Annotated in this window: 21 protein-coding genes, 12 pseudogenes and 1 other annotated feature (1 of these 34 only partly in view); of the genes and pseudogenes, 6 read left to right on the top strand and 27 right to left on the bottom strand. The window is 44.1% G+C overall.

What is annotated here, in order from left to right; genetic code table 11:
• Positions 1-23 precede the first annotated feature (23 nt).
• The 3 pseudogenes from MMY81_RS22390 to MMY81_RS22380 all read right to left on the bottom strand — a co-directional run bounded on the left by MMY81_RS22390 (position 24) and on the right by MMY81_RS22380 (position 3078).
• A pseudogene (locus MMY81_RS22390) lies at positions 24-1327 on the bottom strand (DRTGG domain-containing protein).
• 238 nt (positions 1328-1565) lie between these two features.
• Positions 1566-2242: pseudogene (locus tag MMY81_RS22385) on the bottom strand (metal-dependent hydrolase).
• 78 nt (positions 2243-2320) lie between these two features.
• Positions 2321-3078: pseudogene (locus MMY81_RS22380) on the bottom strand (SDR family oxidoreductase).
• A 176-nt stretch (positions 3079-3254) separates the two neighbouring features.
• On the opposite strand from MMY81_RS22380, the gene MMY81_RS22375 reads away from it, so the two are divergent.
• Positions 3255-3713 carry a universal stress protein gene (locus MMY81_RS22375; RefSeq protein ID WP_308215446.1) on the top strand — a complete coding sequence of 153 codons (459 nt, stop codon included), beginning with the start codon at positions 3255-3257 and terminating at the stop codon, positions 3711-3713.
• A 337-nt stretch (positions 3714-4050) separates the two neighbouring features.
• On the opposite strand, the pseudogene argH reads toward MMY81_RS22375, so the two are convergent.
• From argH to MMY81_RS22315, 13 genes and pseudogenes are all read right to left on the bottom strand, one after another.
• Positions 4051-5419, bottom strand: a pseudogene (gene argH / locus MMY81_RS22370) (argininosuccinate lyase).
• Positions 5416-6629, bottom strand: a pseudogene (locus tag MMY81_RS22365) (argininosuccinate synthase). The pseudogenes argH and MMY81_RS22365 overlap by 4 nt, the downstream one beginning before the upstream one ends.
• A 361-nt stretch (positions 6630-6990) precedes the next feature.
• Positions 6991-7353 carry a hypothetical protein gene (locus MMY81_RS22360; protein WP_252314604.1) on the bottom strand — a complete coding sequence of 121 codons (363 nt, stop codon included), beginning with the start codon at positions 7351-7353 and terminating at the stop codon, positions 6991-6993.
• 13 nt (positions 7354-7366) lie between these two features.
• Complete coding sequence (locus tag MMY81_RS22355) at positions 7367-7750, bottom strand: hypothetical protein (RefSeq protein ID WP_252314603.1); 384 nt, start codon at positions 7748-7750, stop codon at positions 7367-7369.
• A gap of 34 nt (positions 7751-7784) precedes the next feature.
• Positions 7785-7877 (bottom strand): annotated as a pseudogene (locus MMY81_RS35650) (Lon-insertion domain-containing protein); the annotation flags it as partial.
• A 60-nt stretch (positions 7878-7937) separates the two neighbouring features.
• The gene (locus tag MMY81_RS22350; protein WP_252314602.1) at positions 7938-8417 is read right to left on the bottom strand and encodes an ATP-binding protein; all 480 of its coding nucleotides are present in this window, start codon (positions 8415-8417) and stop codon (positions 7938-7940) included.
• Positions 8418-8454: 37 nt separating this feature from the next.
• Positions 8455-8676 carry a hypothetical protein gene (locus MMY81_RS22345; RefSeq protein WP_308215445.1) on the bottom strand — a complete coding sequence of 74 codons (222 nt, stop codon included), beginning with the start codon at positions 8674-8676 and terminating at the stop codon, positions 8455-8457.
• Positions 8677-8735: 59 nt separating this feature from the next.
• Positions 8736-8891 carry a hypothetical protein gene (locus tag MMY81_RS22340; RefSeq protein WP_252314600.1) on the bottom strand — a complete coding sequence of 52 codons (156 nt, stop codon included), beginning with the start codon at positions 8889-8891 and terminating at the stop codon, positions 8736-8738.
• A 71-nt stretch (positions 8892-8962) separates the two neighbouring features.
• The gene (locus MMY81_RS22335; protein WP_252314599.1) at positions 8963-9217 is read right to left on the bottom strand and encodes a Lon-like protease helical domain-containing protein; all 255 of its coding nucleotides are present in this window, start codon (positions 9215-9217) and stop codon (positions 8963-8965) included.
• A gap of 271 nt (positions 9218-9488) precedes the next feature.
• Positions 9489-10672, bottom strand: a pseudogene (locus tag MMY81_RS22330) (acetate/propionate family kinase).
• 75 nt (positions 10673-10747) lie between these two features.
• Positions 10748-11083, bottom strand: coding sequence for a class I SAM-dependent methyltransferase (locus MMY81_RS22325; protein WP_252314598.1), 336 nt, complete (start codon positions 11081-11083; stop codon positions 10748-10750).
• A gap of 82 nt (positions 11084-11165) precedes the next feature.
• Positions 11166-11534 carry an N-6 DNA methylase gene (locus MMY81_RS22320; RefSeq protein WP_252314597.1) on the bottom strand — a complete coding sequence of 123 codons (369 nt, stop codon included), beginning with the start codon at positions 11532-11534 and terminating at the stop codon, positions 11166-11168.
• Positions 11535-11566: 32 nt separating this feature from the next.
• Positions 11567-11788 carry a class I SAM-dependent methyltransferase gene (locus tag MMY81_RS22315; protein WP_252314596.1) on the bottom strand — a complete coding sequence of 74 codons (222 nt, stop codon included), beginning with the start codon at positions 11786-11788 and terminating at the stop codon, positions 11567-11569.
• 302 nt (positions 11789-12090) lie between these two features.
• Between MMY81_RS22315 and MMY81_RS22310 the strand changes: the two genes are divergently transcribed.
• Together MMY81_RS22310 and MMY81_RS22305 are read left to right on the top strand one after the other, a co-directional pair.
• The gene (locus MMY81_RS22310; RefSeq protein ID WP_252314595.1) at positions 12091-12342 is read left to right on the top strand and encodes a hypothetical protein; all 252 of its coding nucleotides are present in this window, start codon (positions 12091-12093) and stop codon (positions 12340-12342) included.
• Positions 12330-12806 (top strand): PRC-barrel domain-containing protein, encoded by a 477-nt coding sequence (locus MMY81_RS22305; protein ID WP_252314594.1) that lies wholly within the window; start codon positions 12330-12332, stop codon positions 12804-12806. The genes MMY81_RS22310 and MMY81_RS22305 overlap by 13 nt, the downstream gene beginning before the upstream one ends.
• Here the strand turns inward: MMY81_RS22305 and tpx are convergent.
• The 10 genes and pseudogenes from tpx to MMY81_RS35645 form a co-directional block, all read right to left on the bottom strand.
• Positions 12803-13303, bottom strand: coding sequence for a thiol peroxidase (gene tpx, locus MMY81_RS22300; protein WP_252314593.1), 501 nt, complete (start codon positions 13301-13303; stop codon positions 12803-12805). The genes MMY81_RS22305 and tpx overlap by 4 nt on opposite strands.
• Positions 13304-13489: 186 nt before the next feature.
• Complete coding sequence (locus tag MMY81_RS22295) at positions 13490-13609, bottom strand: RDD family protein (protein ID WP_252314592.1); 120 nt, start codon at positions 13607-13609, stop codon at positions 13490-13492.
• A 2-nt stretch (positions 13610-13611) separates the two neighbouring features.
• Complete coding sequence (locus MMY81_RS22290) at positions 13612-13962, bottom strand: RDD family protein (protein ID WP_252314591.1); 351 nt, start codon at positions 13960-13962, stop codon at positions 13612-13614.
• A 15-nt stretch (positions 13963-13977) separates the two neighbouring features.
• The gene (sppA, locus tag MMY81_RS22285) at positions 13978-14991 is read right to left on the bottom strand and encodes a signal peptide peptidase SppA (protein WP_252314590.1); all 1014 of its coding nucleotides are present in this window, start codon (positions 14989-14991) and stop codon (positions 13978-13980) included.
• A 59-nt stretch (positions 14992-15050) separates the two neighbouring features.
• Positions 15051-15793 (bottom strand): annotated as a pseudogene (locus MMY81_RS34470) (amidohydrolase).
• Positions 15794-15995: 202 nt separating this feature from the next.
• Positions 15996-16628 (bottom strand): amidohydrolase family protein, encoded by a 633-nt coding sequence (locus MMY81_RS34465; RefSeq protein ID WP_308215444.1) that lies wholly within the window; start codon positions 16626-16628, stop codon positions 15996-15998.
• A 23-nt stretch (positions 16629-16651) separates the two neighbouring features.
• Positions 16652-17416, bottom strand: a complete 765-nt coding sequence (locus MMY81_RS34460; protein WP_308215443.1) for a tRNA sulfurtransferase — start codon at positions 17414-17416, stop codon at positions 16652-16654.
• Entirely contained in the window at positions 17407-17856 is a 450-nt protein-coding gene (locus MMY81_RS34455) for a THUMP domain-containing protein (protein ID WP_308215442.1), read from the bottom strand. Before MMY81_RS34455 ends, MMY81_RS34460 begins: the two co-directional genes overlap by 10 nt.
• Positions 17857-18950: pseudogene (locus MMY81_RS22270) on the bottom strand (cysteine desulfurase family protein). It lies immediately after the preceding gene.
• Between the two features lie 175 nt (positions 18951-19125).
• Positions 19126-20813, bottom strand: a pseudogene (locus tag MMY81_RS35645) (septation ring formation regulator EzrA).
• A gap of 279 nt (positions 20814-21092) precedes the next feature.
• Between MMY81_RS35645 and hisJ the strand changes: the two are divergent.
• The 3 genes and pseudogenes from hisJ to rpsD all read left to right on the top strand — a co-directional run bounded on the left by hisJ (position 21093) and on the right by rpsD (position 23233).
• A pseudogene (gene hisJ / locus MMY81_RS22255) lies at positions 21093-21910 on the top strand (histidinol-phosphatase HisJ).
• An 11-nt stretch (positions 21911-21921) separates the two neighbouring features.
• The gene (locus tag MMY81_RS22250; protein ID WP_252314587.1) at positions 21922-22383 is read left to right on the top strand and encodes a GAF domain-containing protein; all 462 of its coding nucleotides are present in this window, start codon (positions 21922-21924) and stop codon (positions 22381-22383) included.
• Positions 22384-22630: 247 nt separating this feature from the next.
• Positions 22631-23233: a 30S ribosomal protein S4 gene (gene rpsD, locus MMY81_RS22245; RefSeq protein WP_120192627.1), complete on the top strand. Its 603-nt coding sequence runs from the start codon at positions 22631-22633 to the stop codon at positions 23231-23233.
• A gap of 223 nt (positions 23234-23456) precedes the next feature.
• Here rpsD and tyrS read toward each other — a convergent pair.
• Positions 23457-24730: pseudogene (tyrS, locus tag MMY81_RS22240) on the bottom strand (tyrosine--tRNA ligase).
• A 76-nt stretch (positions 24731-24806) separates the two neighbouring features.
• Positions 24807-24948: a binding site (T-box leader), on the bottom strand (it continues 59 nt past the right edge of the window).

Genomic DNA, 24948 nt, shown 5'->3' with positions numbered 1-24948 from the left:
GAACCGGCTGCCTTTTTTATGCTCTAGCGGTCGAGCAGCTGAGCCATTATTAATGCCTTTCCAACGATGGCTCCTTTATGATAAAGCTCTACATCAATTTTTCCGTTTTTCCTTCCAACATCCAGCATTTTCCCTTTTAAATCGATCGTACTTTCAATTTGAACAGGCTTAATAAAAATATATCGTAATATTTTCAACAGATATATCGCCGCGCTTATACTGCTTAAGCAGGCGGCTTCCCGTTTCCGTAACGAGCGTTTGTCAGCACCCGTAAGCATCCCCCAGATGATTGGTCATCTGTGGACTGAGCTCGCACTTGTAGACATATTCCGACCCAGGCTCGGTTTCATGAAAACGGCTTGTTACTAGATCTTCAATCGTTTTCTCCAACATGAGGCTGTCTTTGGACCATCTGCAGAGCTTTCAGCACGTCCTGACGGCTGATGACTCCCAGAAGATGACGGTGGTCATCAATAACCGGCAGCAGCTCAATTCCTTCCCACACCATAACATGAGCGACAGCATACTTGTCCGCTCGTTTACCGTAATAGGAGATTTAGTCATAACCTTTTCAATCGACGTGCTCATCTGCGCTCCCAGAACGTCTTTAGCAGCGACCATTCCCTGTACTTTCATATCTTCCTAATGACAGGATAGCGGCTGTGACCGGTACGTCCATTTCATTTCATGCCATTTATCCACCGTGTTGTCTGTCGTCATATAGTACGTATCTTGAAGAGGATCAGAATATCATCAACAATGGCAATTTCTTTTTAATTAACTGATCATAAATAGCACGGTTAATCATTGTTGCGACAGTAAACGTATCATAGCTTGTTGTAATTACTGGAAGTCCCAGCTCATCGGCAAGCGAAATAACATTTTCATTCGTATCAAATCCGCCTGTAATTAACACAGCTGCGCCTGCTTCCAGAGCCAGCTTATGTACCTGGTAGCGGTTTCCTACGATCAGCAGGTTTCCAGCTTCCACATACCTCATCATGGCTTCAAGCTTCATAGCTCCGATTACAAACCGGTTGAGTGTTTTATGCAGACCGTTTCGTCCTCCCAGTACCTGGCCGTCTACAATGTTGACTACCTCCGCATAAGTAAGTTTTTCTATGTTTTCTTTTTGTTTTTTTTCAATTCGTATCGTTCCAACACGTTCAATCGTACTGACAAGTCCCTGGTTTTCCGCTTCTTTTATCGCACGATAGGCGGTACCTTCACTTACTTCCAGTGTTTTCGCTATTCGGCGTACCGATATTTTCTCCCCTACATCCAGATCCGTAATATGGTGAAGAATCTGTTCATGCTTTGTTGTCATATTCACGCCTCCTCTTCTCCCAAATCTGTACACTTTTTCTTTGCCGCTTCAAACTGTATTACTCTTATTATACGTTTCTGTTATATACAATTCAACTAACCTCTTTCCAACAGGCGTTTCTACTGTTATTTATATAAAACAGCAGGCTGTCTTTTTAGATGCTATTAACACAGATAGAGTCATACAGCACAAAAAAGCTGCCTCCCGTTTCCGGAAAACAGCTCTATCTTTTCTGCTTTTATAAGTCGGTGCCTTCGCCTGCGCTCCACGCCGCGCCTTCAGCCGGCGAAATGGAAGAAATAAATGCTTCCGGGTCCTGCTTAATCGGCGGCATCGTATTGTAATGAATCGGCACGGTGAACTTCGGTCCTATCCATTCGACTGCCTGCTTCGCATCTTCCGGACCCATCGTGAAATTGTCACCAATAGGGACGAATAGAAGGTCATATTGTTTCGTTCTCCTATCATTTTCATATCTGAAAATAATCCGGTATCTCCCATATGATAAATCGTTTTTCCTTCTGCTTCAAAAAGAATCCCGGCCGGCATTCCCATTACGTGATCGTTTGTGTTTCTTCATCCATAAACGCAGAACCGTGAAAAGCCTGCGTGAATTTCACTTTCCCCAAACGTATAGGCTCCTCCGATATGCATCGGATGGGTATTGAGGCCTTTCCAGCCTAAGTAAGTAGCCAGCTCAAATGGTGCTATAACCAATGCATCACTTCTTCTTGCAATATCTTCTGTATCGCCGAGATGGTCGTTGTGCCCATGTGTCAGCAGAATAACATCTGCTTCTACTTTTTCTGCTTCCAGATCTGTTAAATCATTACCCGTTATAAAAGGATCAATTAGAATCGTTTTGCCGTTCGTCTGAATTTTCACTACTGAATGTCCATGATAGGTTACCTTCAATGCTAACACTCCTTTTGATTTCACTCGATTTGTTTCTCTTTTTCCGTATACCTTTCTTCCGCTGATTTTAAACAAAAGCTACCTGCGCTTATGTAATACGTCCACCCCTCCGGTTACTTCCATAATCGTCCCGGTAATCATGTCGGAATCTTCTTCACATAAAAATAAAATAGTGCGGGCTATATCTTCGCCGGTACTCGGACGCCCTACTGGAATGCTTGTATCCTTCACCGGCCTTGCGTCTTCTATTCGCGCTTCTTTGTAATCTGATGTTACGACGCCCGGGCACACCATATTTACCGTTATCCCATTTTCCGCCTCTTCCACCGCTACCGTTTTCACTAACGAAGCAAGACCTGATTTGGCTGCAGCATAAGCAGAGCGGTAAGGCCAGGCGGGTGCAGAACCCGCGCCCTGAAATCCGTAGGCTATCACTCTGCCGTAGTGCTGCTCTCTCATAATAGGCACTGTCTCCTGAAGCAGGTAGAACATCGAGCTTAAGTTCCCTTCTATCATTTCATGCCATTCTTCCGGTGTATAATCCATCAGCTTTTTTGGTTCAAAAATATACGGACCCGCATTATTGATCAGCAGATCCAGCCTTCCAATTTTTCTTTGGCTTTTTGAACGAGCTGCTTAATATCTGCAGGTTTTGTAATATCTGCCTTTATACATAACAGCCGATCCTCTGCTTCTGCCCAATCTGACTTTAATTTTTCTACTGCTTGTGAATCGTTTCTGTAGCTCACTGTAACAGCATATCCGCGTTCTATCAGCATGTCTGTTACTTTCCGTCCCAGTCCTTTTGATCCTGCTGTAACTAGTGCATGACGCATGATTAATCCTCCTCGTAACACGATCATTCTATGTATCTCTTATATTTAACAATCCTTCATTATCATACTATGCTTTATGTCTTCCGTAAAAATATTGCGCTCATGTTCAGCGCTTACATCCTTGTGATATACTGTAAGTATGAGGCAGTCGTACACTCTTTAAAAGGAGGATGACCATGGGCAAATATAAGCATATACTAGTAGCCGTAGACGGCTCGCAGGAGGCAAAAACAGCATTTAAGAAAGCAATGGAGCTTGCGGACGAATACCAGGCAGCATTAACAATTGCTCATATTATCGATACACGGACTTTCGCCACTGTAGAACATTACGACAGAGCGGTTGTCGCCAGAGCGGAAGGATACGGGCAGGACCTTCTCGACAAATATGCCGAAGAAGCCAAAGGAGCAGGATTAACCAATGTAACGACTGTTCTCGATTTCGGCTCCCCAAAAGTAAAAATACCAAAAGATATCGCCAGAAAAACAAAAACGGATCTGATTATTACAGGAGCTACAGGCTTAAATGCTGTAGAACGAATATTTATTGGCAGTGTATCCGAAGCTATGCCAGACAGGCAAATGCGATGTTCTCATCGTACGGACTGCGAACCTCAGGATCAGGTTCAGGCGTAGAATCGAAGAATCGGATTTATTTTAAATATATGATAATAGTAGAGGTGAATACGGAAAAGCATCTGTCTAAACATCTCTTAATGTATCCAGAAAACGCTTTGTTTAGTAGATTTATGCAATCTATTGGAAAGAAATAGAATAAAAAAGAAACAGGAAGAGACTCCAGAAGAACAGCCATCGGTGAAAATAAAGATCCTCTTTTTCTTCTTTAGCTGAGGTATGGTCTGTGGAAAGCGATCCCTGTAAATACTTTTGTATTGAAATACGTATTTTTTTTCGTTTTCAACAGCCTAAAAAAAGACCTTCACCCTGCCGGTGAAGTCTTTGCTGTATATTACTATTCCTTTAGTTTACCCTTAGCAAGACCAATAGCGTGACGAACCTGGTCAAACCCTGTGCCTCCTGCGCTGTTTCTTCTAGAAACGACAGTGGATGGTTTTAATACTTCGTAGATATCTTCTTCAAATAGGGAGCTGGCTGCTTTATCTCTTGCAAAGACAGATCCAATAGGAAGATGTTCTGCTGAATGCAGGTCAGCACCAGTTTCCCAACTACTTCATGGGCTTCGCGGAACGGCATTCCTTTTGTTGCGAGGTAATCCGCTAATTCCGTCGCATTTGAAAAATCGGAATGAGTTTCTTTGTTCATGACTTCTGTATTAACCGTCATTGATTCAATCATCCCGGTAAAAATATTTAATGATCCTTTTATCGTATGCACCGTATCAAACATACCTTCTTTATCTTCCTGCATGTCCTTATTGTAGGCAAGCGGAAGACCCTTCAGCAGGGTAAGCATAGAAATAAATTTCCATAGACTCTGCCTGTTTTTCCTCTGATTAATTCAGCCATATCCGGATTTTTCTTCTGCGGCATAATACTGCTTCCAGTAGCAAATGCATCATCGAGCTCCACAAAGCGGAACTCCTGGCTCGACCAGAGAATCATCTCTTCTGCGAGTCTGGATAAATGCATAATGCTCATGGCAGAGGCGCTCATAAATCAATTAAAATCACGATCACTTACGGCATCGAGGCTGTTTTCATAAATCCCATCGAAGCAAGCAGTTCAGCTGAATAGTGACGATCAATCGGAAACGTGGTTCCCGCAAGTGCACCGGCTCCAAGTGGAGATTGATTCACACGTTTCAAAACTATCTTCAAAGCGATCTGCATCACGCTGAAGCATCCAGAAATAAGCCATCAGATGATGGGCAAAGATATCGGCTGCGCTCTCTGAAGATGCGTATAACCGGGAATAATCGTTTCTACATGGGCTTCTGCCTGGGTGACGAGCGCTGTCTGCATGTTTTTAATGCTTTTTATTATTCCTTAGTCTGCCTATTTAAATACAAGTGCATGTCGGTAGCCACTTGATCATTTCGGCTTCTTCCCGTATGGAGCTTTCCGCCGAGCGGACCGATTTCATCGGTAAGAAATTTTTCTATATTTAAATGAATGTCCTCATTTTGAACGCTGTCTCCAGCTCTCCGGCTCTCGCCTTTTCCCTTACAGTATGAAGGCCTTTTTTTATCGTCTCGGTTTCTTCATCTGTTAGAATACTGGTTTTATTCAGCATCTCCACGTGTGCCAGGCTTCCTTCAATATCTTCTTCTACCAGTTCTTTATCAAAAGAGATGGATGCCCCAAAGGCATCCACCCATTCTTCTGCTGATTTAGTAAATCTTCCGCTCCAAAGCTTTGTCATACTTTAACACCCTTCACGCCGTTCTTGTTGACCTGGCTGTGAACTTTTGTAGGAAGACCCCAAAGACTGATAAATCCAACCGCTGCACTATGGTCAAATTCGTCGCCGGTAGAGTAAGTGGCAAGATTTTCGTTATAAAGGGACAAGTCGGATTTTCTTCCTTCTACAATAGCGTGTCCTTTAAACAGCTTAACTCTTACCAGTCCGGTAACACTTGTCTGCGTTTCTTCGAGGAAAGCCAGAAGTGCTGTTCTAAGCTGGGAGAACCAGAGACCTTCATAAATAAGCTCCGCAATTTTCTTCTCTATTACAGGCTTGAAGTGTGCTACCTCTTTAGGAAGCGTAATATCTTCAAGCTCTTTATGAGCAGTCAAAAGCGTCGTTGCGCCAGGACACTCATAGATTTCTCTGGATTTAATGCCGACCATTCTGTTTTCCACGTGGTCAATTCTGCCAACGCCATGTTTACCTGCTACATCATTTAAGTGAAGAATAAGCTCATCAAGCTCATAGGCTTTGCCATCAATAGCTACCGGCTTACCCTGTTTGAATTCAATTTCAATAATGTCCGCTTCGTCCGGTGTTTATCGAGCGGTGTTGTTAAATCGTAAGCACCTTCCGGTGGTGTAGCCCATGGATCTTCGAGGATTCCGCACTCGTTGCTTCTTCCCCATAGGTTCTGGTCTACAGAGTAGGGGTTATCAAGATCTACAGGTACAGGGATGTTATGCTGCTTAGCATAGTCGATTTCTTCATCTCTGGACCATCCCCAATCTCTTACCGGAGCAATAACTTCCAGATTTGGGTTTAACGCCTGAATGGAAACTTCAAATCTCACCTGGTCATTTCCTTTTCCAGTACAGCCGTGTGCGACCGCATCGGCATTGTATTCTTCTGCAATTTCAACAAGCTTTTTGGAAATAAGCGGTCTTGATAAAGCGGAAACGAGCGGATATTTTAACTCATACATAGCGTGTGCCTGCATGGCGGGAAGTACAAAGTCTTCCGCAAATTCTTTCTTCGCGTCGATGCTGATTGATTCAATTGCACCGACCTTTAACGCTTTATCTTTTACAAACTGAAGATCCTTGCCCTCTCCTACGTCCAATCCTACTGCGATAACATCATAGCCGTTATCTTTCAGCCACTGAATCGCTACTGATGTATCAAGTCCTCCGGAATATGCTAGTACTACTTTCTTCTTTGCCATTCTCTTTCCCTCCATTTATATAACTCTTATCCATGTGTGATTGAATATTCATACTGACTTTATTATTTTTATACATTCTTCTGCAAAAAATATAAGAGGTTTTATCCTCTTATTTCGGTGCGCTCTCAGCGGCGCCCTTTGCTATTTATTACTTTAACAAGTTCTATTCGCTTTTGCAACACTTATTCATAAAAAAGCATAAAAATTTATTTATACTTTTTTACAACCGATTTAAAAAGCAGTTTATTTCTTTTCAAATAAGGGATTTCTGTACATCCCCAGACTATGCAGCTCTCTATTTTATAAAACAATATGCATAAATACGTATTTTTTATTATAAAAAGAAGCACCGCTCCGTTTTCTACTGCTCTCCTTCTATTTTTTTCATTTTATTCACCATAGCTGTAATCCGCTCCTGCACCATGCCGAATACACTTTGCTTTTCATATACGCCAGCTGACGTTCTTTCTCCTCCAGGTACGCCAGTCAGTACTTCCATTCCCTCTTTTATGGAGGACACGGCCCAAATATGAAACATCCCCTGCTCCACTGCTTCCAAAATCTCGTTGCGAAGCATCAGGTTTGTGCTGTTTAGCTTCGGAATAATAACTCCCTGGCTTCCGGTCAGGCCTCTTCGTTTACAAACGGAATAGAAACCCTCCACTTTTTCATTCACGCCTCCGATCGGCTGCACATCACCAAATTGATTAACTGAGCCTGTCACCGCAACATCCTGTCTAGCGGAATTTCCGCCAGAGAAGACAGCAGCGCATATAACTCTGTACTCGAGGCACTGTCTCCATCCACCATATTATAAGACTGTTCAAAAGTGATGCTTGCCGCCAGCGGCAGCGGATCATCCTGGGCAAACTCCGCCTGAAGGTAACCGGAGAAATATGAAGGCCTTTTGTATGGATCGGTCCTGTTAAAAAAGATTCCCTGTCGATATTAACAATTCCATTTTCTCCGACATACGTTCTTGCAGAAACCCTTGTCGGCAGGCCGAATGACATATCTCCTCTTTTTGAAACAACCAGCGCATTAATCTGGCCGATTGCTGATCCTTCGGTGGATATCATGATCGTTCCATCGTCTATTGTGTCCTGCATCGCTTTTTCCATTGATTCGTACGGCTTGTTTTTATTACGGCCAGTCTCACATGTCCGGCTTCAATAAAAGCTGCTTTATCTTACGAGCCCAGTAATCAGCCTCCATTAATACCTCTGTAATAAGATGAAAACGGGCGGAAAGCTTTCTTTATCATTAACCAGCCTCGTGCTGTAATCAATAATTTTCGCTAATGCCTGTTTATGCACGTGCAGCAGCTGATTGCGACGGCATATATAAGCAATAAATGCGGCATACTCCTCTATGTGCTGAAAATGTCCGCTCCATGCTCGTTTCAAACTCCACTTTGACACGAAACAGCTTTCGAAAGACCTCATCTATTTGAAAAAGGTAATCAAACTGAGAAAACGTTCCTATTAATATTACTTTTATGTCTACCGGAAGCGGTTCCGGTTTCAAAGGACTGCGGAATCCCCCTGCCGCTTCATTGGCCAGAGCTTCCATACGCAGCAGACCGGAGCGCAGCATCTGCTTTAGAGCCTGCCAGCAGTATGGATGAGAAAGCAGCTCAGCTGCCTCTAGAATAAGATAACCTCCGTTTGCTCTATGAAGAGCTCCGCCTGTGAGCATGCTGACATCCGCTTCCAGAGATGGCAGCGTTGGCTTGGGGTCGATTTTTCCAAACAGATTGGAATAGGACGGGTATGTTTCATGAATCACAGGAGCACCCGGCCGCTTTTACGGCTTACCAGAACATTCACCGAAAATTCTGCGGGAATAACACGGCTGTTCTTATCTTGGTTTCCTGAAAAAGAATCTTCCATTTCTTTATTATTTCTTTACGTATACTTTCGATATAAGATATTGCTTTTGGTATCTCGCGATAGGCCTCTATCATTTCTTCAAGCGGTCCATAAATCGACTGGCCTACCATGAGTTCCTCTGCATCCTGCCATTTCTTTTTAAGAGATTTTCTCATGATCTGCTGCTGCCTCAACGTTGCGTTAACGTCTTTTGTAAGAATTTTGCTTTTCCCCATTATTTGCTGTTTGTTATTTCATCCAGTTCCTCAAATGATTCTTCCGAATGCGGTACACCTTCTTTCGTCAGCGGTACCGCGACTACTCCCTGCTGCTTTTTGTCCAGCGCAAACTGCTGGTCGGGGCTCTTTTTCAAGCTGCTGCCACTTATCATGAAGCTCATTTTCCTGTGTCTGGGCCATATCTATTTTCTGCTGCTCAAACCGGTCGCCTGTCAGCGCTTTGTTAATCTTCCTTTATTTCATACATCATCTCTTCTATATTGCCTGCAAATAGACTTCCCTCTCCTGCTGGAAATTCGATGAAGGCAGGAGCATCGGGAGAATCAAAATTATGTATATATACAATATCTTTTGGGGTATTTTCCTGTACTGCGGACTGTTCCGTTTTTAACCTGGCAAATGTTGTTCTTCCTGTACCACCTGGTCCGGCCAGGAAAATATGATAGTCCTCCTGCTTCATCTGCAGACCAAATTCCATCGCTTCCTGCGCCTGATTTGGCCGATTAATTCCATAGGTGTTTTCTTTAATTCCTCTGTTGTTTCAAAAAAAAGCTGTCCGGATCGCATCTAGCGGCTAATTGTGGTGAAGAAAGCAGCAGATCTTTACGACAGATCAATACGATCACCCCTTTGTATGGTATCTATATACCTTTCTCCTCCCTTCCTTTATTTCCTGCCTTTCTACAAAAAAAGCTGCACCTCATTGTTGAATATACCGGACAATGAGGTGCAGCTTATATCGGATGATTTTACTCGCTGAATGCAAGAGCATCCCTTGCGATCATTACTTCTTCATTTGTTGGGATAACAAAGATTTTACAGGCGAACCTTCTGCACTGATTTCTGCTTCTTTTCCACGTGTATTATTGCGCTCTTCGTCAAAATGAACGCCCATGAAACCAAGACCTTTGCTTACCTTTTCTCTTACAGTTATACTGTTCTCGCCAACGCCTGCTGTAAAGACAATAGCGTCTACTCCATTCATACTTGCTGCATAAGCACCGATGTATTTATGGATACGAGAAGCAAAAACGTTCATTGCTGTTTCTGCACGTTCATTTCCACCTTTTGCCGCTTCGTCAATATCACGAAGGTCACTGGAAAATCCGCTAAGGCCAAGCATACCACTCTCTTTGTTCAATACGTGAATAACTTCTTCTGCGCTTTTTCCTGTCTTTTCCATAATATAGGAATAAGAGCAGGGTCGAGGTTACCGGAACGAGTGCCCATTGTTACTCCAGCCAAAGGAGTAAAACCCATCGATGTATCAACGGATACTCCTCCGTTTATTGCTGCAATACTTGCGCCATTTCCAATATGGCAGGAGATTACTTTCACATCTTTTTGGTCTCTGCCAAGCATTGCCGCAGCTCTCTCTCCTACATACTGATGAGAAGGCCGTGGAAACCATATTTCCGAATACCGTATTCTTCATAATATTCGTAAGGGATACTATATAGATACTTATCCTTTTCCATCGTTTGATGGAAAGCTGTATCAAATACGGCTACAGAAGGAACATCAGGGAGCACCTGCTTAAACGCTTTAATTCCCATAATGTTAGCCGGATTGTGGAGCGGCGCCAGCTCACTCAGTTTTTCAATCTCCACTATCATGTCATCAGTCATTAGAGCGGAAGCAGAGAACTTCTCCCGCCATGCACAACCCGGTGGCCTATTCCATTAATGTCATCAAGTGATTGAATAACTTCCTTGTCCGTAAGAAACGAAAGCATTTCTCTTACAGCGTCAGCGTGGTCTTCGATAGAAGGATGAACGGTATGTTCCTCTTCTCCGAATTCAACTGCCATAACGGTACCGTCCATACCAATGCGTTCGACTAATCCTTTTGCGATAATTTTTTCTTCAGGCATATGAAGAAGCTGAAACTTCAGCGATGAACTTCCAGCATTGATTGCCATAATTTTCGGCATGTAAAGCGCCCCTTTTTCTCTTTCTTTCAAACCTTTTCTATTTAAACATTCCGTCAGAAAAAAAGCAAGAAAATCCTATTGTACCAAGGCATAGAACCTCATAATTGTAAGCGGTTGCCAGCGCAGTATATTAGGAAATCCTTCTTCCTTAAACCAGTTGTCAATACTTTTCATCATTTCAATCATTGCTTCCCGATTTGAAAATGACGGCATTTCAGCAAGAAGTGCCTGACCCGGCTGTCGGACGTTCGGGCCTCTTTTCTGTATGATCCAGATGCTTTTGGCAAACTGCTGATCTTTAAACATAGAAGAGGGAAGCTGAAGCAGTCCTAAAGTAAATGCATATTTTTTGATCACGCGCTGCAGCTCGTCGGCCTGATCGCTCTCAAATATAAAATTAGGTACAAGCAAAAGCAGCGTTCCGTTTTCTTTTAATTCTTTAAGGCTGCTCTCATCATTAAATGATGAACGTAAGGCTGGCCCTCCGTTACATTCAATCGAAAGGCTCTGCTGCTTCCGGTTTAGGATAATAGCCTACCGGGAGATCGGTCACAATAAGATCTGCTGGAACCTCTGGAAGTTTTTCAATGCTGTCCTGGTGAAACAATTCCACCGTATGTTCCTGTAGATTGGAGAGAACGTATGCAATATTCAGCAGCGTTTCATCTACTTCCGCTCCGTAAGCTACCACTTCTCTGCTCAGCTGGTTTAATACCGCGGTGAGAAGATTAGCAGTCCCAACGGCCGGATCCATCACTGTTTTTACTTCTCTCTTGGCTGTAAGTTTTTCTGCCAGATATCCCATAAACATAGCTACTGCATCTGGTGTCATCGCATGGTGCGGCTGCACATTTTCTTTCATTCCTTTTATAACAGCAAGCTGAAAAGCTTTTCTTATTCCTCACGTTTCATTTCAGGAGGCAGGTCTGTTTTTAGTTTTTCCTGCAGCTGCTCCTTTTTTTCATCGGGAAGGGATTGCACTACGTCCTGCTGCAGAAGGTTCTCACCCGCTTCAGCCAGTGCTTCCAAATATGTTAAGCCCATATTTTTTTGAACGGCTCCGGCCATTTGATCTATCCATTCGTATAACGATTCCGTATTTGTCTGTTCTGTCATGTTCTTTCCTCCCATAGTTCAAGCTTTACACCTTTGTTTCGCAACGTTTGATAGTATATCAGACCTGGAGTCTATCCTCCAGCTTTGAAGAAGTGGGGCTTGGAAAATATTACACGTTTTAACCGGCGGTTTGATGGAAATAGGGAAATTAGTCAGGCTAAATGTTTTTAATTAATGGAGGGGTAAAATTATGCTATTACGTACAAAATGTTCCGGGAATTTGCCATTTCCGCGGAGGATGACCGTTTCGGCTCTGTAGCTGATGTATATTTCGATTCAGCAGGGGACTGGAAGTTCGTTACATGGCCGCAGACACAAGGGCATTTCTCGCCGGAGGCCGGGTATTGATCACTCCCGAATTAATCAATAATTTAAACTTCGCAGAACAGTTTGTTGGCGTGCAGGCGACGAAAGAACAAATTAAAAACAGTCCTAAACCAGAAGATCATAAACCGGTTTCCCGTTCCTACGAAACCAAACTATCTGATCATTACAACGCGGGAAGCTATTGGATGCCCCTGCAGCAGGAGCCGGAGGAGCAATGCTTCCCGTAGGAGGTCCGCTTGTGCCCGGACAGTCTGATATGGAAACAGAGCCAAACGAATCTACGAACGATAATGAAGAATATTTCCTGCAGAGTACCGAGGATATTAAAGGATACTCCGTTTCCGCCGGAGGAAAAGATGCCGGCAAAGTAACCGATATCGTTTTTGATACTTCCACCTGGCAGATCCGCTTTGTGGAAATCGATACAGCGGGGTTATTTTCCAAAAACAAAACGTTAGTACCTGTGGAACAATTTAAAGAATTTGATCCTGTTAATGAAATAGCAGAAATTCGTGCGGCACGTTCTGTTATTGAAGAAGCACCGGAATATGATGAAAATACTGCTCTCACAGAAGAGTATGATACGCACGTTACGGATCATTATAAAACCACAGCTAGAATATCTTTCTTTTTTCATATGAAAAGCCTCTACAATGCTGTAGAGGCTTTTCGTCTGCTTACTTATTATTAAATCAAAGTCTTTGCATGCTTCAATGCCGCTTCATAATCGGGATGCTCGGATACTTCAGGCACTACCTGCTTATAAGCGATTACTCCTTCACTGTCGACCACGAAGACGGAGCGTGCCAGCAGACGGAGTTCATCAATGACTACGCCGTAGCTTTCTCCGAAAGATAGATCGCGGTGATCAGATACTACTTGTATATTGTCTATTCCAGCTGCCGCGCACCAGCGTTTCTGGGCAAACGGCAGGTCGTTGCTGATCGTTAGTATCTCGACATTATCCAGTTCAGCCGCTTCTTCGTTGAAACGTCTTGTCTGCTTGTCGCATGTCCCTGTATCAATAGAAGGCACAACACTAATCAATCGCACCTTGCCTTCAAAATCAGACATTTTCACCTCTGATAAGTCATTAGCAAGAACCGTAAAATCCGGCGCCAGATCGCCTTCGTTCACCTCTGAACCTCGAAGCGTAACTGGATTTCCTTTGAATGTAACATTAGCCATGGGAATTCCTCCTGTTATTTTGTTTATTTCATACTGTACCCTGTTATCCGATTGGAATAAACAAAAGCTGTTATTTCTCTGCGTGAATAACTCTTGTATCAGAGAAAATATCATGAATTCCCTGCTTTTCGTCCGTAAAAGCTACCACCAGATATAAAACATTGGTAAAAACGAGCAGCCGGTGAATCAAACGACCGACCACTTCCCTGAAAAACAGATCACTCCAGCGAAGCGGCAGCCTGTCTTACGTATGACCTTGAGCCCGAAAATCATTTTTCCGAGCGTCTGTCCAGTCAGCTTTGTCATAATTAAAAGTACAAGTACATGACAAGACCGCTTAACAGCCCCTGTAAGGTAAAGAACTCCAAAAGCGTTACAGAGCCGGAATTTAAAAATGCCAGCGGGCTGAGCAGAATACCATTCACAGCAAACACGATCACCAGATCTGCAGAATAAGCCCAGAATCTCATCCAAAAACCGGCGTAACGCTGGATGGGTTTCGTTCCTTCTGCCGATACGGCAGGAGAATCTTCCGGCGGACGGTTTGTACTAACGCCTGCTGTTTCAGTTTGTGTTTCTCTATTCTCCGGATACTCTTCCGTACCTTTTACTTCGCCGGGCTCTTCGTTTCTTTCTTCCCTGTTTTTTTCATCAACCACTGCTGTTCCTCCTCTCTAGTCTGTGTATAAATACATAGCCCGGGGAGAATTGGATGTTGTCAGAAGTTCTTTTATACCAAGCAGCTCTGCGTCGCGTACAAACAGGCTTCTCGCTCCGGCTCCTATAAATGAGTTAAAAGAAAAACTGGCTCCATACTGTACGACACGAGCCCCTTCGAGATCCTGTTCCTCTTCCATAAATGCTACTGTATCATCCATAGTGCCAAGATCGTCTACAAGATCAATCTCCTGCGCCTGGTCACCAGTATAAATACGTCCGTCTCCGATTTCACGCACTTCTTCTTCAGCTATTCCTCGTCCATCCGCAATAACCTGTACAAAATCATCGTACATGTCATCGACTATGGATTGCAGGATAGCTTCATCTTCTTCGGACATTTCGGTTCCAGGGGACATAATATCCTTGAATTCGCCGCTCGTAATAGAATTTTCTTCAATTCCAATGTTATCGGCCAGTTCCGAATAATTGATGCTTTGCATGATAACACCTATTGATCCTGTAATAGTGGCAGGATGAGCGACTATCTTGTCAGCAGGAGCTGCTATGTAATAACCGCCGGAAGCTGCCTGGCTTCCCATCGTAATATACACCGGTTTATCGTATTCCTCCTGAACGTTGACAATCGCATCGTGAATTTCCGCACTTTCCACTACGCCGCCGCCGGGGGTATTTACCTTTAAGATGATTCCGTCTACATCATTAGAGCTTCCCGCCTGTTCCAGCATATACAAAAACTCCTGATGATTGTACCCTCCTGCATCAAACAAAGAACCTTCTCCAGTATCCTGAATCACACCCTGCAGATCCAGTACGGCAATCGTGCTGCCGGAACCGTCTCCCGGCTGGAGCTCTTCCTCTTCAATTCCTTCCATTCCTCCGGTCTGGCTTCCTCCTCCTGCAAATTCGCTCCAATTAGCGCTTGCAAGTGAGGAAACAGCCTGAAACCCAATAGAAACGACAATTACAATGGCTGCTACGACTAACGCAATCCATCTTTTAAAATTCATGCTATCCCTCCTCTTTGTTATTCTCTCACAGCCATTTCGTTATTTCCAGTCTCTTTCCATTATGCTCTGTACTGCCAGCTTCCTCCTACGATCGTGCCAATTACCTTTGTCTTTAAGACATCATTTACCGGAATCGAAAACAAATCCCGATCCAGCACCGTAAAGTCAGCCTTATAGCCGGGAGCAATAGAGCCCAGTTCGTTCTCGCGTCCGACGGCCTCTGCACTTCCTGTAGTATAAAGCCTTACAGCTTCAAACATAGACAATTTCTGCTCCGGCAGATAACCGGCATGACTTTCTTCCGGCAGACGCCTTGCCACTGCTGCAAATATACCTTCCAGCGGTCTGCGGATTCAATAGGAGCATCTGATCCTCCAGCGCAGATAATACCCGCATCGAGCAGTGTTTTCCATGCAAAAGAGTAAGGCATTCTCGCCGATCCAAGCCTTTCTTCCACCCATGGGAAATCTGAAAGGACAAAGCTTGGCTGCAGATCCAAAATAACAGACAGCTTTTTCAGACGATCAACCAGCTGCTTATCTGCGACTTGAACATGAATGATACGATCTCTTTTCCCGTCAGAAACCGGGTATTTTTCCATAGCGGTAACCGTCAGCTCCAATGCTCTGTCTCCTATCGCATGGACTGCTACTTCTTTACCGGCTTCCCGGGCTCGTTTGACAATCTCAAAAAAATCATTTTCCCGATGAATGGCCATGCCGGATGTGTCCGGCGCATCGTTATAAGGCTGCTTCAGCCAGGCTGTTCTGCCGCCGAGAGCACCGTCCGAGAAAATTTTCACGGCCCCGAATGAGACAAACGGATGCGTTGGCGGCTGTTCTGCAAACAGTTCTTCGGCTACTTCATGATGCACAAGCAGATTCGTTCTCAGAGCTTTTTCTCTCCAATCACCTTGTAAAAGGTCTCATATGTTTCTTTAAAGCTGTTGTAGTAATTTAAATCTTCCGTATGGCCTCCGGTTAAACCCATGGAAAGCATTCGGTCTACTGCAAGCGTAAGTGCTTTTCCAAGTATTCTTTTGTAACGGGCGGCATGACTTCCTTCACCGTATCGGCTGCCTGATCGAGCAGATACCCGGTAGGGATTCCTTCATTATCTTTTACAATCATTCCACCGGGCGGATCAGGCGTTTCTTTAGTAATGGAAGCTTTTTGCAGGGCTTGAGTATTGGCAAGAGCCGCGTGCCGGCACACTCTTGTGAGAATCATCGGGTTATCTGGGACGAGCTGATCGAGCTCCTGTCTGTGAAAAATTTTGCGGTCCGGAAACTTGTTTTCATTCCAGCCTTCTCCAATGAGCCATTCCCCCGCTTCCAGGCGTCCCGCCTTAATTGCAATCAGCTCCTGCATTTCTTCAGCGGTTTCACAAGTAGACAAATCCATAGTAAGCATCGTTTCTCCAAGGCCGATCATATGAAGATGACTATCTGTAAACCCGGGATAAAGAACAGCTCCTTCCAGATTTTCTACATGCTTTATACGGTCTGCATACCTTTTTTCCAATTCTTCTTTCGAACCGGTCATGATGATATTTTCTTCTTCTGTGTAGACCGCCTCTATTGTTTCATTCTCCCTCTTCATTGTGTAGATTGTCCCGCCGTGCCAAAGTGTCCCCATTGTTTATTCCTCCCTGCGTATAATTAAAGAAGTGCATCCATATCACTGTACTGTGAAGACGAGGCCTTTATAATTGTTGTTTCCGTCTGCTCAACCGCTTTTTCTACAAGAGGTTCATATGCAAATACTTTTTCAAAACGGGCGGTTTTTTCCCGATTTGGCTTCGTGACAGAATCTGTTGGCAGAAAAATAGTGCAGCAGTCTTCATACGGGCGTATCGATATTGGATAAGTACCAATCGTTTCGGCAATTTTCATTACTTCCTCTTTATCCATGGCGGCAAGCGGGCGGATAACAGGCATCGTTGTGACTTCGTTAATGGTGTACATGCTTTCAATCGTCTGGGAAGCCACCTGACCGATGCTTTCTCCATTGATGATCGCCTGAATTTTTTCTTTCCCGGCTACTTTTTCAGCAATACGAAGCATCATTCGTCTTGTTACCGTCATTTGATAGCTTGAATGAATATGGTCTCTGATGCCTGTTTGAACATCGGTGAACGGCACAATGTGCAGCTTGACATCTGCTCCATAGGAAGCCAGCACTTCGGCCGCATCCTTTACTTTTTGAAGAGCCTGGGGGCTTGTATAGGGAGGGCTGTGAAAATGGAGAGCTTCAATCGTTACCCCGCGCTTTAACGTAAGATAGCCGGCTACCGGGCTGTCAATACCACCTGAAAGCATTAACAAACCGCGTCCGCCGGATCCTACCGGCAGACCTTTCGCTCCAGGTATCCGTCCACAGCTTATATAGGTTCCCTGCTCGCGGATATCAATAGTTAATTCCACCTGCGGCTGATGAACGTCGACCGAGATCCCTCGGTATGTTCAAGAATCCAGCCGCCCACGGCAGGGTTTATTTTCTGGGAAGATACGGGGAAATTTTTATATGCTCTTCTGGCGCTTACTTTAAACGTCTCTTTTGGTCCATCGTACGCTTTAAATACGGCCAGAGCCGTACTTTGTATCGATTCCACACTATTTTCTGCTTTCGCGGCCAGGCTCAGGGAAGAAAGGCCAAAGACAAATCGTACTTTTTCTGCTACGGCTGTGCCCTCTTCTCCATTCAGTTCAATAATAATTCTTCCGTATGTTCTTTTCGCTTTGACATTCGGAAATACGGTTAATACCTGACGGATATTGTGCAGCAGCTGCTTTTCAAACAAGCCTCTATTTTCTCCCTTTAAAGCGAGCTCTCCATACCGTACGATTATATGATCAAATATCATTTATTTTCCCCCTACGACTAGTTGAACAGAAGGAAAGATAGTGCTGCACGCAGCAAGCAGATTCTTTATATCTTCTTCTGTTGTTTCTGTACTTAAACTGATCCGAATTGCTGTTTCTGCACGTTCTTTTGTAAATCCGCATGCCCCGAGTATAGATTCGGTACTTTTTTCTTTAGATGAACATGCCGACTTCGAGGATATATAGATACCCCGGTTCGATAACTCCTGCACGACTGCTTCCGGTTTTGTATGTTCCACAGAAATATTCAAAATGTGAGGAGCACTGTCGTTATCCGGAGTGTTTATTGTCACTCCTGCCATCTTCTCATAGTGATGGATCATCTTCTGTTTGAACACAGCCAGCCTTTCCCCCGATGCTTCGTATTTATCCCGGCTTAGGCGGAGAGCTTTTACCATCGCTGCAATCGCTGCAACATTTTCCGTTCCGGCTCTTATTCCGTTTTCCTGGCTGCCTCCTGAAATGAGAGGTACGAGGTTTTTCCGCTTTTTCTTCACAAGAATACCTGCGCCTCTGATCCCGTGAAATTTGTGGGCAGACAGGGAGTATAAATCGATGTGGGTCAGGTCAATCGGAAGCTTTGCTGCTCCCTGTACATCATCTGTATGGAAATATACTTTTGGAAAAGCAGAAAGCTTCCTGCCAATTGCTTCTACCGGCTGTATGGTTCCTAATTCATTTTGTACTCTTATGATCGATACAAGCACGGTATCTGGACGAACCGCCTTCATCACCTGAGAAGGGTCAATCCTTCCGTCACGTCCCGGCTGTAGATATGTCACTTCGCCCCCTGCTTTTCTAAATGCTGAAACTGTTTCAACACAGACGGGTGTTCCATCACTGTCGTAATAGCATGTCTCCCCCTGGAAGCAAGAGCGGACATCGTCCCTTGTACGGCCAGAGCATTGGATTCGCTTCCGCCTGAGGTGAAGACAATTTCTTCTCCTTCTACTCCAAGCATGCCGGCAGCAGACTCTCTTGCTTTATGAAGAAGCATCCCCGCATCCTGGCCAAGCTGGTGCATGGAAGAGGGATTGGCAAAATAATCCGTGGACGCTTTTACGAATGTTTCCATCGCTTCCGGCCATGGCCTGGTTGTTGCGCTGTTATCTAAATAAATCATGGCGTCCTCCCGTTTTATCTATATGAGCATTTATTATACTCTTCTCAACGTAATATCCTATCACATTTCACTAAGTATGTGCGTTTTCACGCAGCAAAAAAAGCCGTCTTTCCCAGACGGCTTTTTTCTACTGCTTTCCAAATTCAAGAAGCACTTCACGTATATTCGAGTTCTTTTTTTCCATTGCCCCAATAGCTGTGTTTACAGCATCATCATAGCGGCCTTTATGAAAGTGTTTTTCCGCTTCATTAAATTGTTCATGAAGCTCCTGATCGCTGCTTCTGTAACGATTCCCGTATTGAATGGCAAGTTCTGCAAGCTTTACCTGTTCGAGAGTAGCAATCAGGCGCTGATGAAAACGCCGTACGCTTTTATCTGCTTCTTCAACATCTGCATTAGCACGTGCGATTTCCACCGGTACCTCATCGAGCGTCTGCTCTGCTGATTTTACGTGTTCATCGGCATCATCCAGATCATTTAAAAGCGGAGAAGGAATTCTCGGCATAAAGGAGCGCTGCAGCAGCATCTCATCTTCCAGCAGCTGGCGCTTTACAGATGCAAAAGTATCCAGCGCTTTCTTTTCGTCTTTACGAAGCGTATACAGCCTGTCTTTAAGCTGCTGTATTTCTTTTGTAAGACCGCTCCATTCCTTCCGGTGTTTTTCAAGCTGGGTGCGCTGTTCTGAAAATGTCTGGGTTTGATTAATATTGGAATCCTGGAACAAACGCCAGTTTCTAATCGCTTCATCCATCTTCACTGCCAGCCTGTCGTGCTGCTCTTTGTCTTCCATTGGATTAAATAGCTGACTTCGACTTTTGCTTCTTCACGCTGCAGATCAGCCAGCTTTTCTTTTAATTTACGCAGCTGTTCTTCCAGCTGCGGTATTTCTGCCTGGACCCCTTCGCGGGCATCTACTTCTTTTTCCAGCATTTCATAGGTGGCTTCCATAAATTTTCTTATATCTTCGATTCTGTCTTTTACCTTTTCCAATTCAAACTCTTCGCAGCTTTCCTTTAAAGCGGGAAGCTCCTGCTTGTATTCTTCGATCTGTTCGTGCAGGGAAAGGTGGCCGAGCGGGTAGCCCTGGCTTTCCATATTTTCCACCCCGCGCTGCAGCTCTCTTAGTTCAGAAGGCAGCTCCATATCAATATCCTTCAATAATACAGGGATTTCTTTCATTTGCTGATTCTGTACTTCCAGGTCGTGATCGACCTGTTTTAAGGTCTGTCTGGCTGACGTATAGTTGCCTGCTTCCCTGTCTTCGTTAAAAGAGATTAAAGCCTGCTTCATTTCAGCTTTACGCTCTTCAAACACTGGAGCAGCTTTTCCAAAAGAAAGAGAATGCTGAAGCAGATGTCTCGACATGGCATCATATCTTGCCTGCGTTTCGGTAATCCCCGCCTCATTTTCTTTTTCACTATGAACCAGCTCGTCTACTTCTTTAAAGATGGCGTCAATTTGTGCTTCTATGTCCTGAAGCTGATTTTCTACCGCATGAATCAGCTCTCTGGCTTTTCCAAAACGATACTTGTTCGCCTGTTCTTCAATGTCGTAGAGGGCTTTCTCAATATCGGGGATGTGTACGCCGACTATATCGTCCCAATCCTTACGCCACAGCTCGAATTTCTCTTCCGTTTCTCCGGAAATTTTCAATCCTTTTACTTTGGCGATTTCTTCAGCAACAGGCCTGCTTCCCAGTTCAATTTTCCAATTTTCCAGCCTGTCTACATCTTTGTATATTTTTCTTCTTGATAAGGTTCCATAAATAACAACAGCTACTACTATCACCAAAATAGCTAAAAGGATAAACTCCATTGCATTTTTCACTCCAGTTTCAACAACATATGTTTGAAATATATTTTTACTGCGGTCTTACTTGTATCTTTATATGTACACACGAATAAATAATGAAGCGGCTGTTTCTTCTCTATCAAAGAACGCCATCTTCCATTGTAAGACGTGTATTCATGGTTTATTTATTTTTTTAATCAATGACTTTATGATAACATGTAAAGGCTCTCGTGTGAGAGTTGGTTACATAAATATTTCAGAAATATTATCTAATTAGTAAAAATCCGGGAAGGAGGATGTTTTATGAGACCAAAGCGCGATGGTCATGTTCATACGCCATATTGTCCGCATGGTACAAACCGACCTCTCGAAGAATACATTGAAAGAGCGGCAGCTGGCGGTATTACCACTTTAACTTTTGCCGAACATGCGCCGCTCCCGGAGGGGTTTACAGATACTGTGCCGGATAAAGACAGCGCGATGTCCATGTCCGATCTGGAAGACTACCTGTTGAAGCTGGAAAGCGTTAAAAAGACATACAAAAACGATATTACTATTTTAACCGGACTTGAAATTGATTTTATCGAACGATACGAAAAGGAAACGGAACAGTTTCTTCATGCATACGGCCCTTACCTGGATGACAGTATTCTTTCCACTCATTTTCTGTTAGCTGATGGAGAATACACGTGCATGGATTACAGTCCTGATGTATTTGCTTCATTAGCAGCCCGGACAGGGTCGGTAGAGGCTGTGGCACAATTATACTTTCAAACCGTCCTGCTTTCCGTGAAGACTGATCTCGGTCCATTTAAACCCGGCCGTCTCGGCCATATGACGCTCGTTCACAAATTCCAGCGCAAATTCCCGATGAATCACTATCCGACCGAGCTGGTTCAACAGATTCTCCACGCCGTTAAAAAGGAAAATATGGAGCTTGATTATAACGGAGCCGGTACAGCTAAACCCCTCTGCCGGAGCCCTATCCGCCGGAATGGATCATAAAAGAAGCATTGAACGAGCACATCCCTCTGGTCTATGGATCTGATGCCCATCAGCCCGCCGAATTATTCCAGGGAATGACAGAACTACACCCTGCCGCATTATATAATGAGAGATAAAGGAGAGATCGATGATGCAGACGATCCCAATGCACCTTATAAATAAACAGCTTGATTCCCTTTTAGAAGGAGAGACAGAGCAAACGGCCAATCTGGCTAATGCTTCTGCTCTTTTATACCAGCATTTTTCTTCGGTAAACTGGGCCGGTTTTTATTTATATGCCCCAAAAGAAAATGAACTCGTTCTAGGTCCTTTTCAGGGACTGCCAGCCTGTGTCCGCATTCCAATGGGGAAGGGTGTATGCGGAACTGCGGCGCAGAACCTTGAAACCCAGCGTATCGCGGATGTCCATGCTTTTCCTGGTCACATTGCCTGCGATAGTGCCTCCGCTTCTGAAATCGTTGTGCCGCTTGTAAAGGATGGTGTGCTTCTCGGCGTACTCGACGTTGACAGCCCGGAGCAGAACCGATTTACAAAAGAAGACCAGGAGATATTTGAAGAGTTTGCCTCTGTACTGCTGAAGCATATTTAATAAGTCTGATCTCTATTGACTTGACAGCTTTAAAAGGATATAATGATCTTTGTGCAAAAAGACAGCCAGGGTAAGCCTGCCATGTTCGATCTTTCTACATTTTATTCCTGCTACTCTTAGGAGTGTAAGGTGTATTGCGTACCCTCCAGCTGTCGAGGTGAAGATACATGAAAATAAAATGGGCATAGCGGGAGATTACCAACGTTGCTCTTTTTTCAACTATTTTATTATAAAGGAGATTACTTGTATGTCACGTTATACAGGACCATCTTGGAAAAAGTCACGTCGTTATGGAATTTCTCTTAACGGCACAGGAAAAGAATTAGAAAAAAGACCTTATGCACCAGGTGAGCACGGCCCTACACAGCGCAAGAAGCTTACAGAATACGGCCTTCAGCTTCAAGAGAAGCAGAAGCTTCGTTTCATGTACGGCTTAAATGAGCGTCAGTTCCACCGCACATTTGAAATCGCAGGCAAAATGCAGGGTGTTCACGGTGAAAACTTCATGGTACTTCTTGAAGCACGCCTTGATAACATCGTGTATCGTCTCGGTCTTGCACGCACACGCCGTGGTTCACGCCAGCTCGTTTCCCACGGTCATGTAACTGTTGACGGTAAGCGCGTAGATATCCCTTCTTACCGCTTAAAGCCAGGCCAGGTTATTGGTCTTCGCGAAAAGTCACGCAACCTTACTTCTATTAAAGAAGCTTTGGATGTAAACAGCTACAAGCCTGACTTTGTCAGCTTTGACGAAGAAAAAATGGAAGGTTCGCTTGATCGTTACCCAGAGCGTTCTGAACTTCCTGCAGAAATTACGGAAGCCCTTATCGTTGAGTGGTACTCCCGTTAATAAAAAAAGCAGCCGGCTGGCTGCTTTTTTTTATTGCCGGGAAGCCATTGCTTCCTTTCTATCCATTATGTTGAATTCTTATAATGTTAAAAAAAGTAACGATTCCCTCGCAGCATGATGGTCAAACGAGCCGACAAAAGCGCCCTCTTCGGTATTTGTATAAAAATATGTCTTTACCTTTTCAACAGCCTAAAAAAGCAGCCAGCCGGCTGCTTTTTTTGTTCTATTTAAATGATACAAGTGCGTACTTCTTTTTACCTCTTCGTAAAATAGTGTACCTGCTGCCGATTTTATCTGCACTAGATAATTGCTTTTTCAGTTCCGTGCAGCGTTCCCCATTAATATAGACGGCTCCATTCGTAATATCTTCTCTCGCCTGTCGTTTAGATGGAGAAAGTTTTGCTTCGACAAGCGTGTCAATTAAGCCGGGCTCCTCGTCCGCTTCCACCTCATGAGTAGGAACGTCTTTGAATCCCTGAGCAATTTCATCTGCGGAAAGCTTTTTCACATCTCCCCGCCAAAAAGAGCAGCGGAGATATTCTGTGCCTGCTGCACCGCTTCTTTACTGTGGACAAATGCTGTCAGCTCTTCGGCCAGCTTCTGCTGGGCTTCTCTTTTTTCCGGCGCTTCCTGCATCTTCTGCTCATATTCTTTTATTTCTTCTGCCGGAAGAAATGTAAAGTAATGCAAAAACTTTATCACGTCTCTATCATCGGTATTGATTAAGAACTGATAGAACTCATAGGGGGGTCGTTTTAGAAGGATCGAGCCAGATTGCTCCTCCCTCAGTTTTACCAAACTTAGTACCATCTGCTTTTGTTACAAGAGGAATAGTAAAACCGAAAGCTTCGGCTTTCTGCTCCTCATCTGCGCTTTTCCTGCGAATAAGCTCCAGGCCTGCAGTGATATTACCCCACTGATCACTGCCCCCGATCTGAAGACGGCAGTTTTCTCCTTGAAAAGATGAAGGTAGTCCAGAGACTGAAGAATCTGGTAGCTGAATTCTGTAAAAGAGATACCGTTTTTAATACGGGATTCCACGGATTCTTTGGAGAGCATATAGTTCACACCAAAGTGCTTTCCAACATCTCGTAAAAAAGTAATAACACTCATTTCTCCTATCCAGTCAAAGTTGTTTACAATTTCTGCCCCGTAGTCTCCTGTAAAATCAAGATGTCTCTGCAGCTGAGTGCGGATTCTATCACTGTACATTTTCACTACTTCTTCTTCGTTCAGCGACCGTTCAACACTCTTTCCGCTCGGATCCCCAATAAATCCTGTAGCTCCGCCAACTAGAGCAAGCGGCTTATGACCCGCCAGCTGAAAACGGCGCATTGTAATAATGGTGAGAAGATGTCCAATATGAAGGCTGTCGCCGGTCGGATCAAATCCACAATAAAGCGTTATTGATTCATTCTGCAGTAAAGCTTCCAATCCTTCACGGTCCGTCACCTGATTTACTAATCCTCTTTGTTCTAAATCCTGTAAAATAGTCATTGTGTCTCTCCTTTTTTAATGAACCCTAAACGCATCTGCCGCAGGTACCGGACAAACAAAAAAGCCCGCTTTTAATAAAAGGGACGATGTTTACCGCGGTACCACCCTTTTTTAAAAGCAAAGCTTTTCACTCAAACCGTTAACGGCGGCCGCCGTCTTTATATACTAAAGAAGCTCGGATAACGTAATTCGCTTTTTTATATGTACCGGCTTCCACC

It is taken from the genome of Sinobaca sp. H24 (genome assembly GCF_023845525.1).
This window is presented reverse-complemented; position numbering and strand designations above follow the sequence as displayed.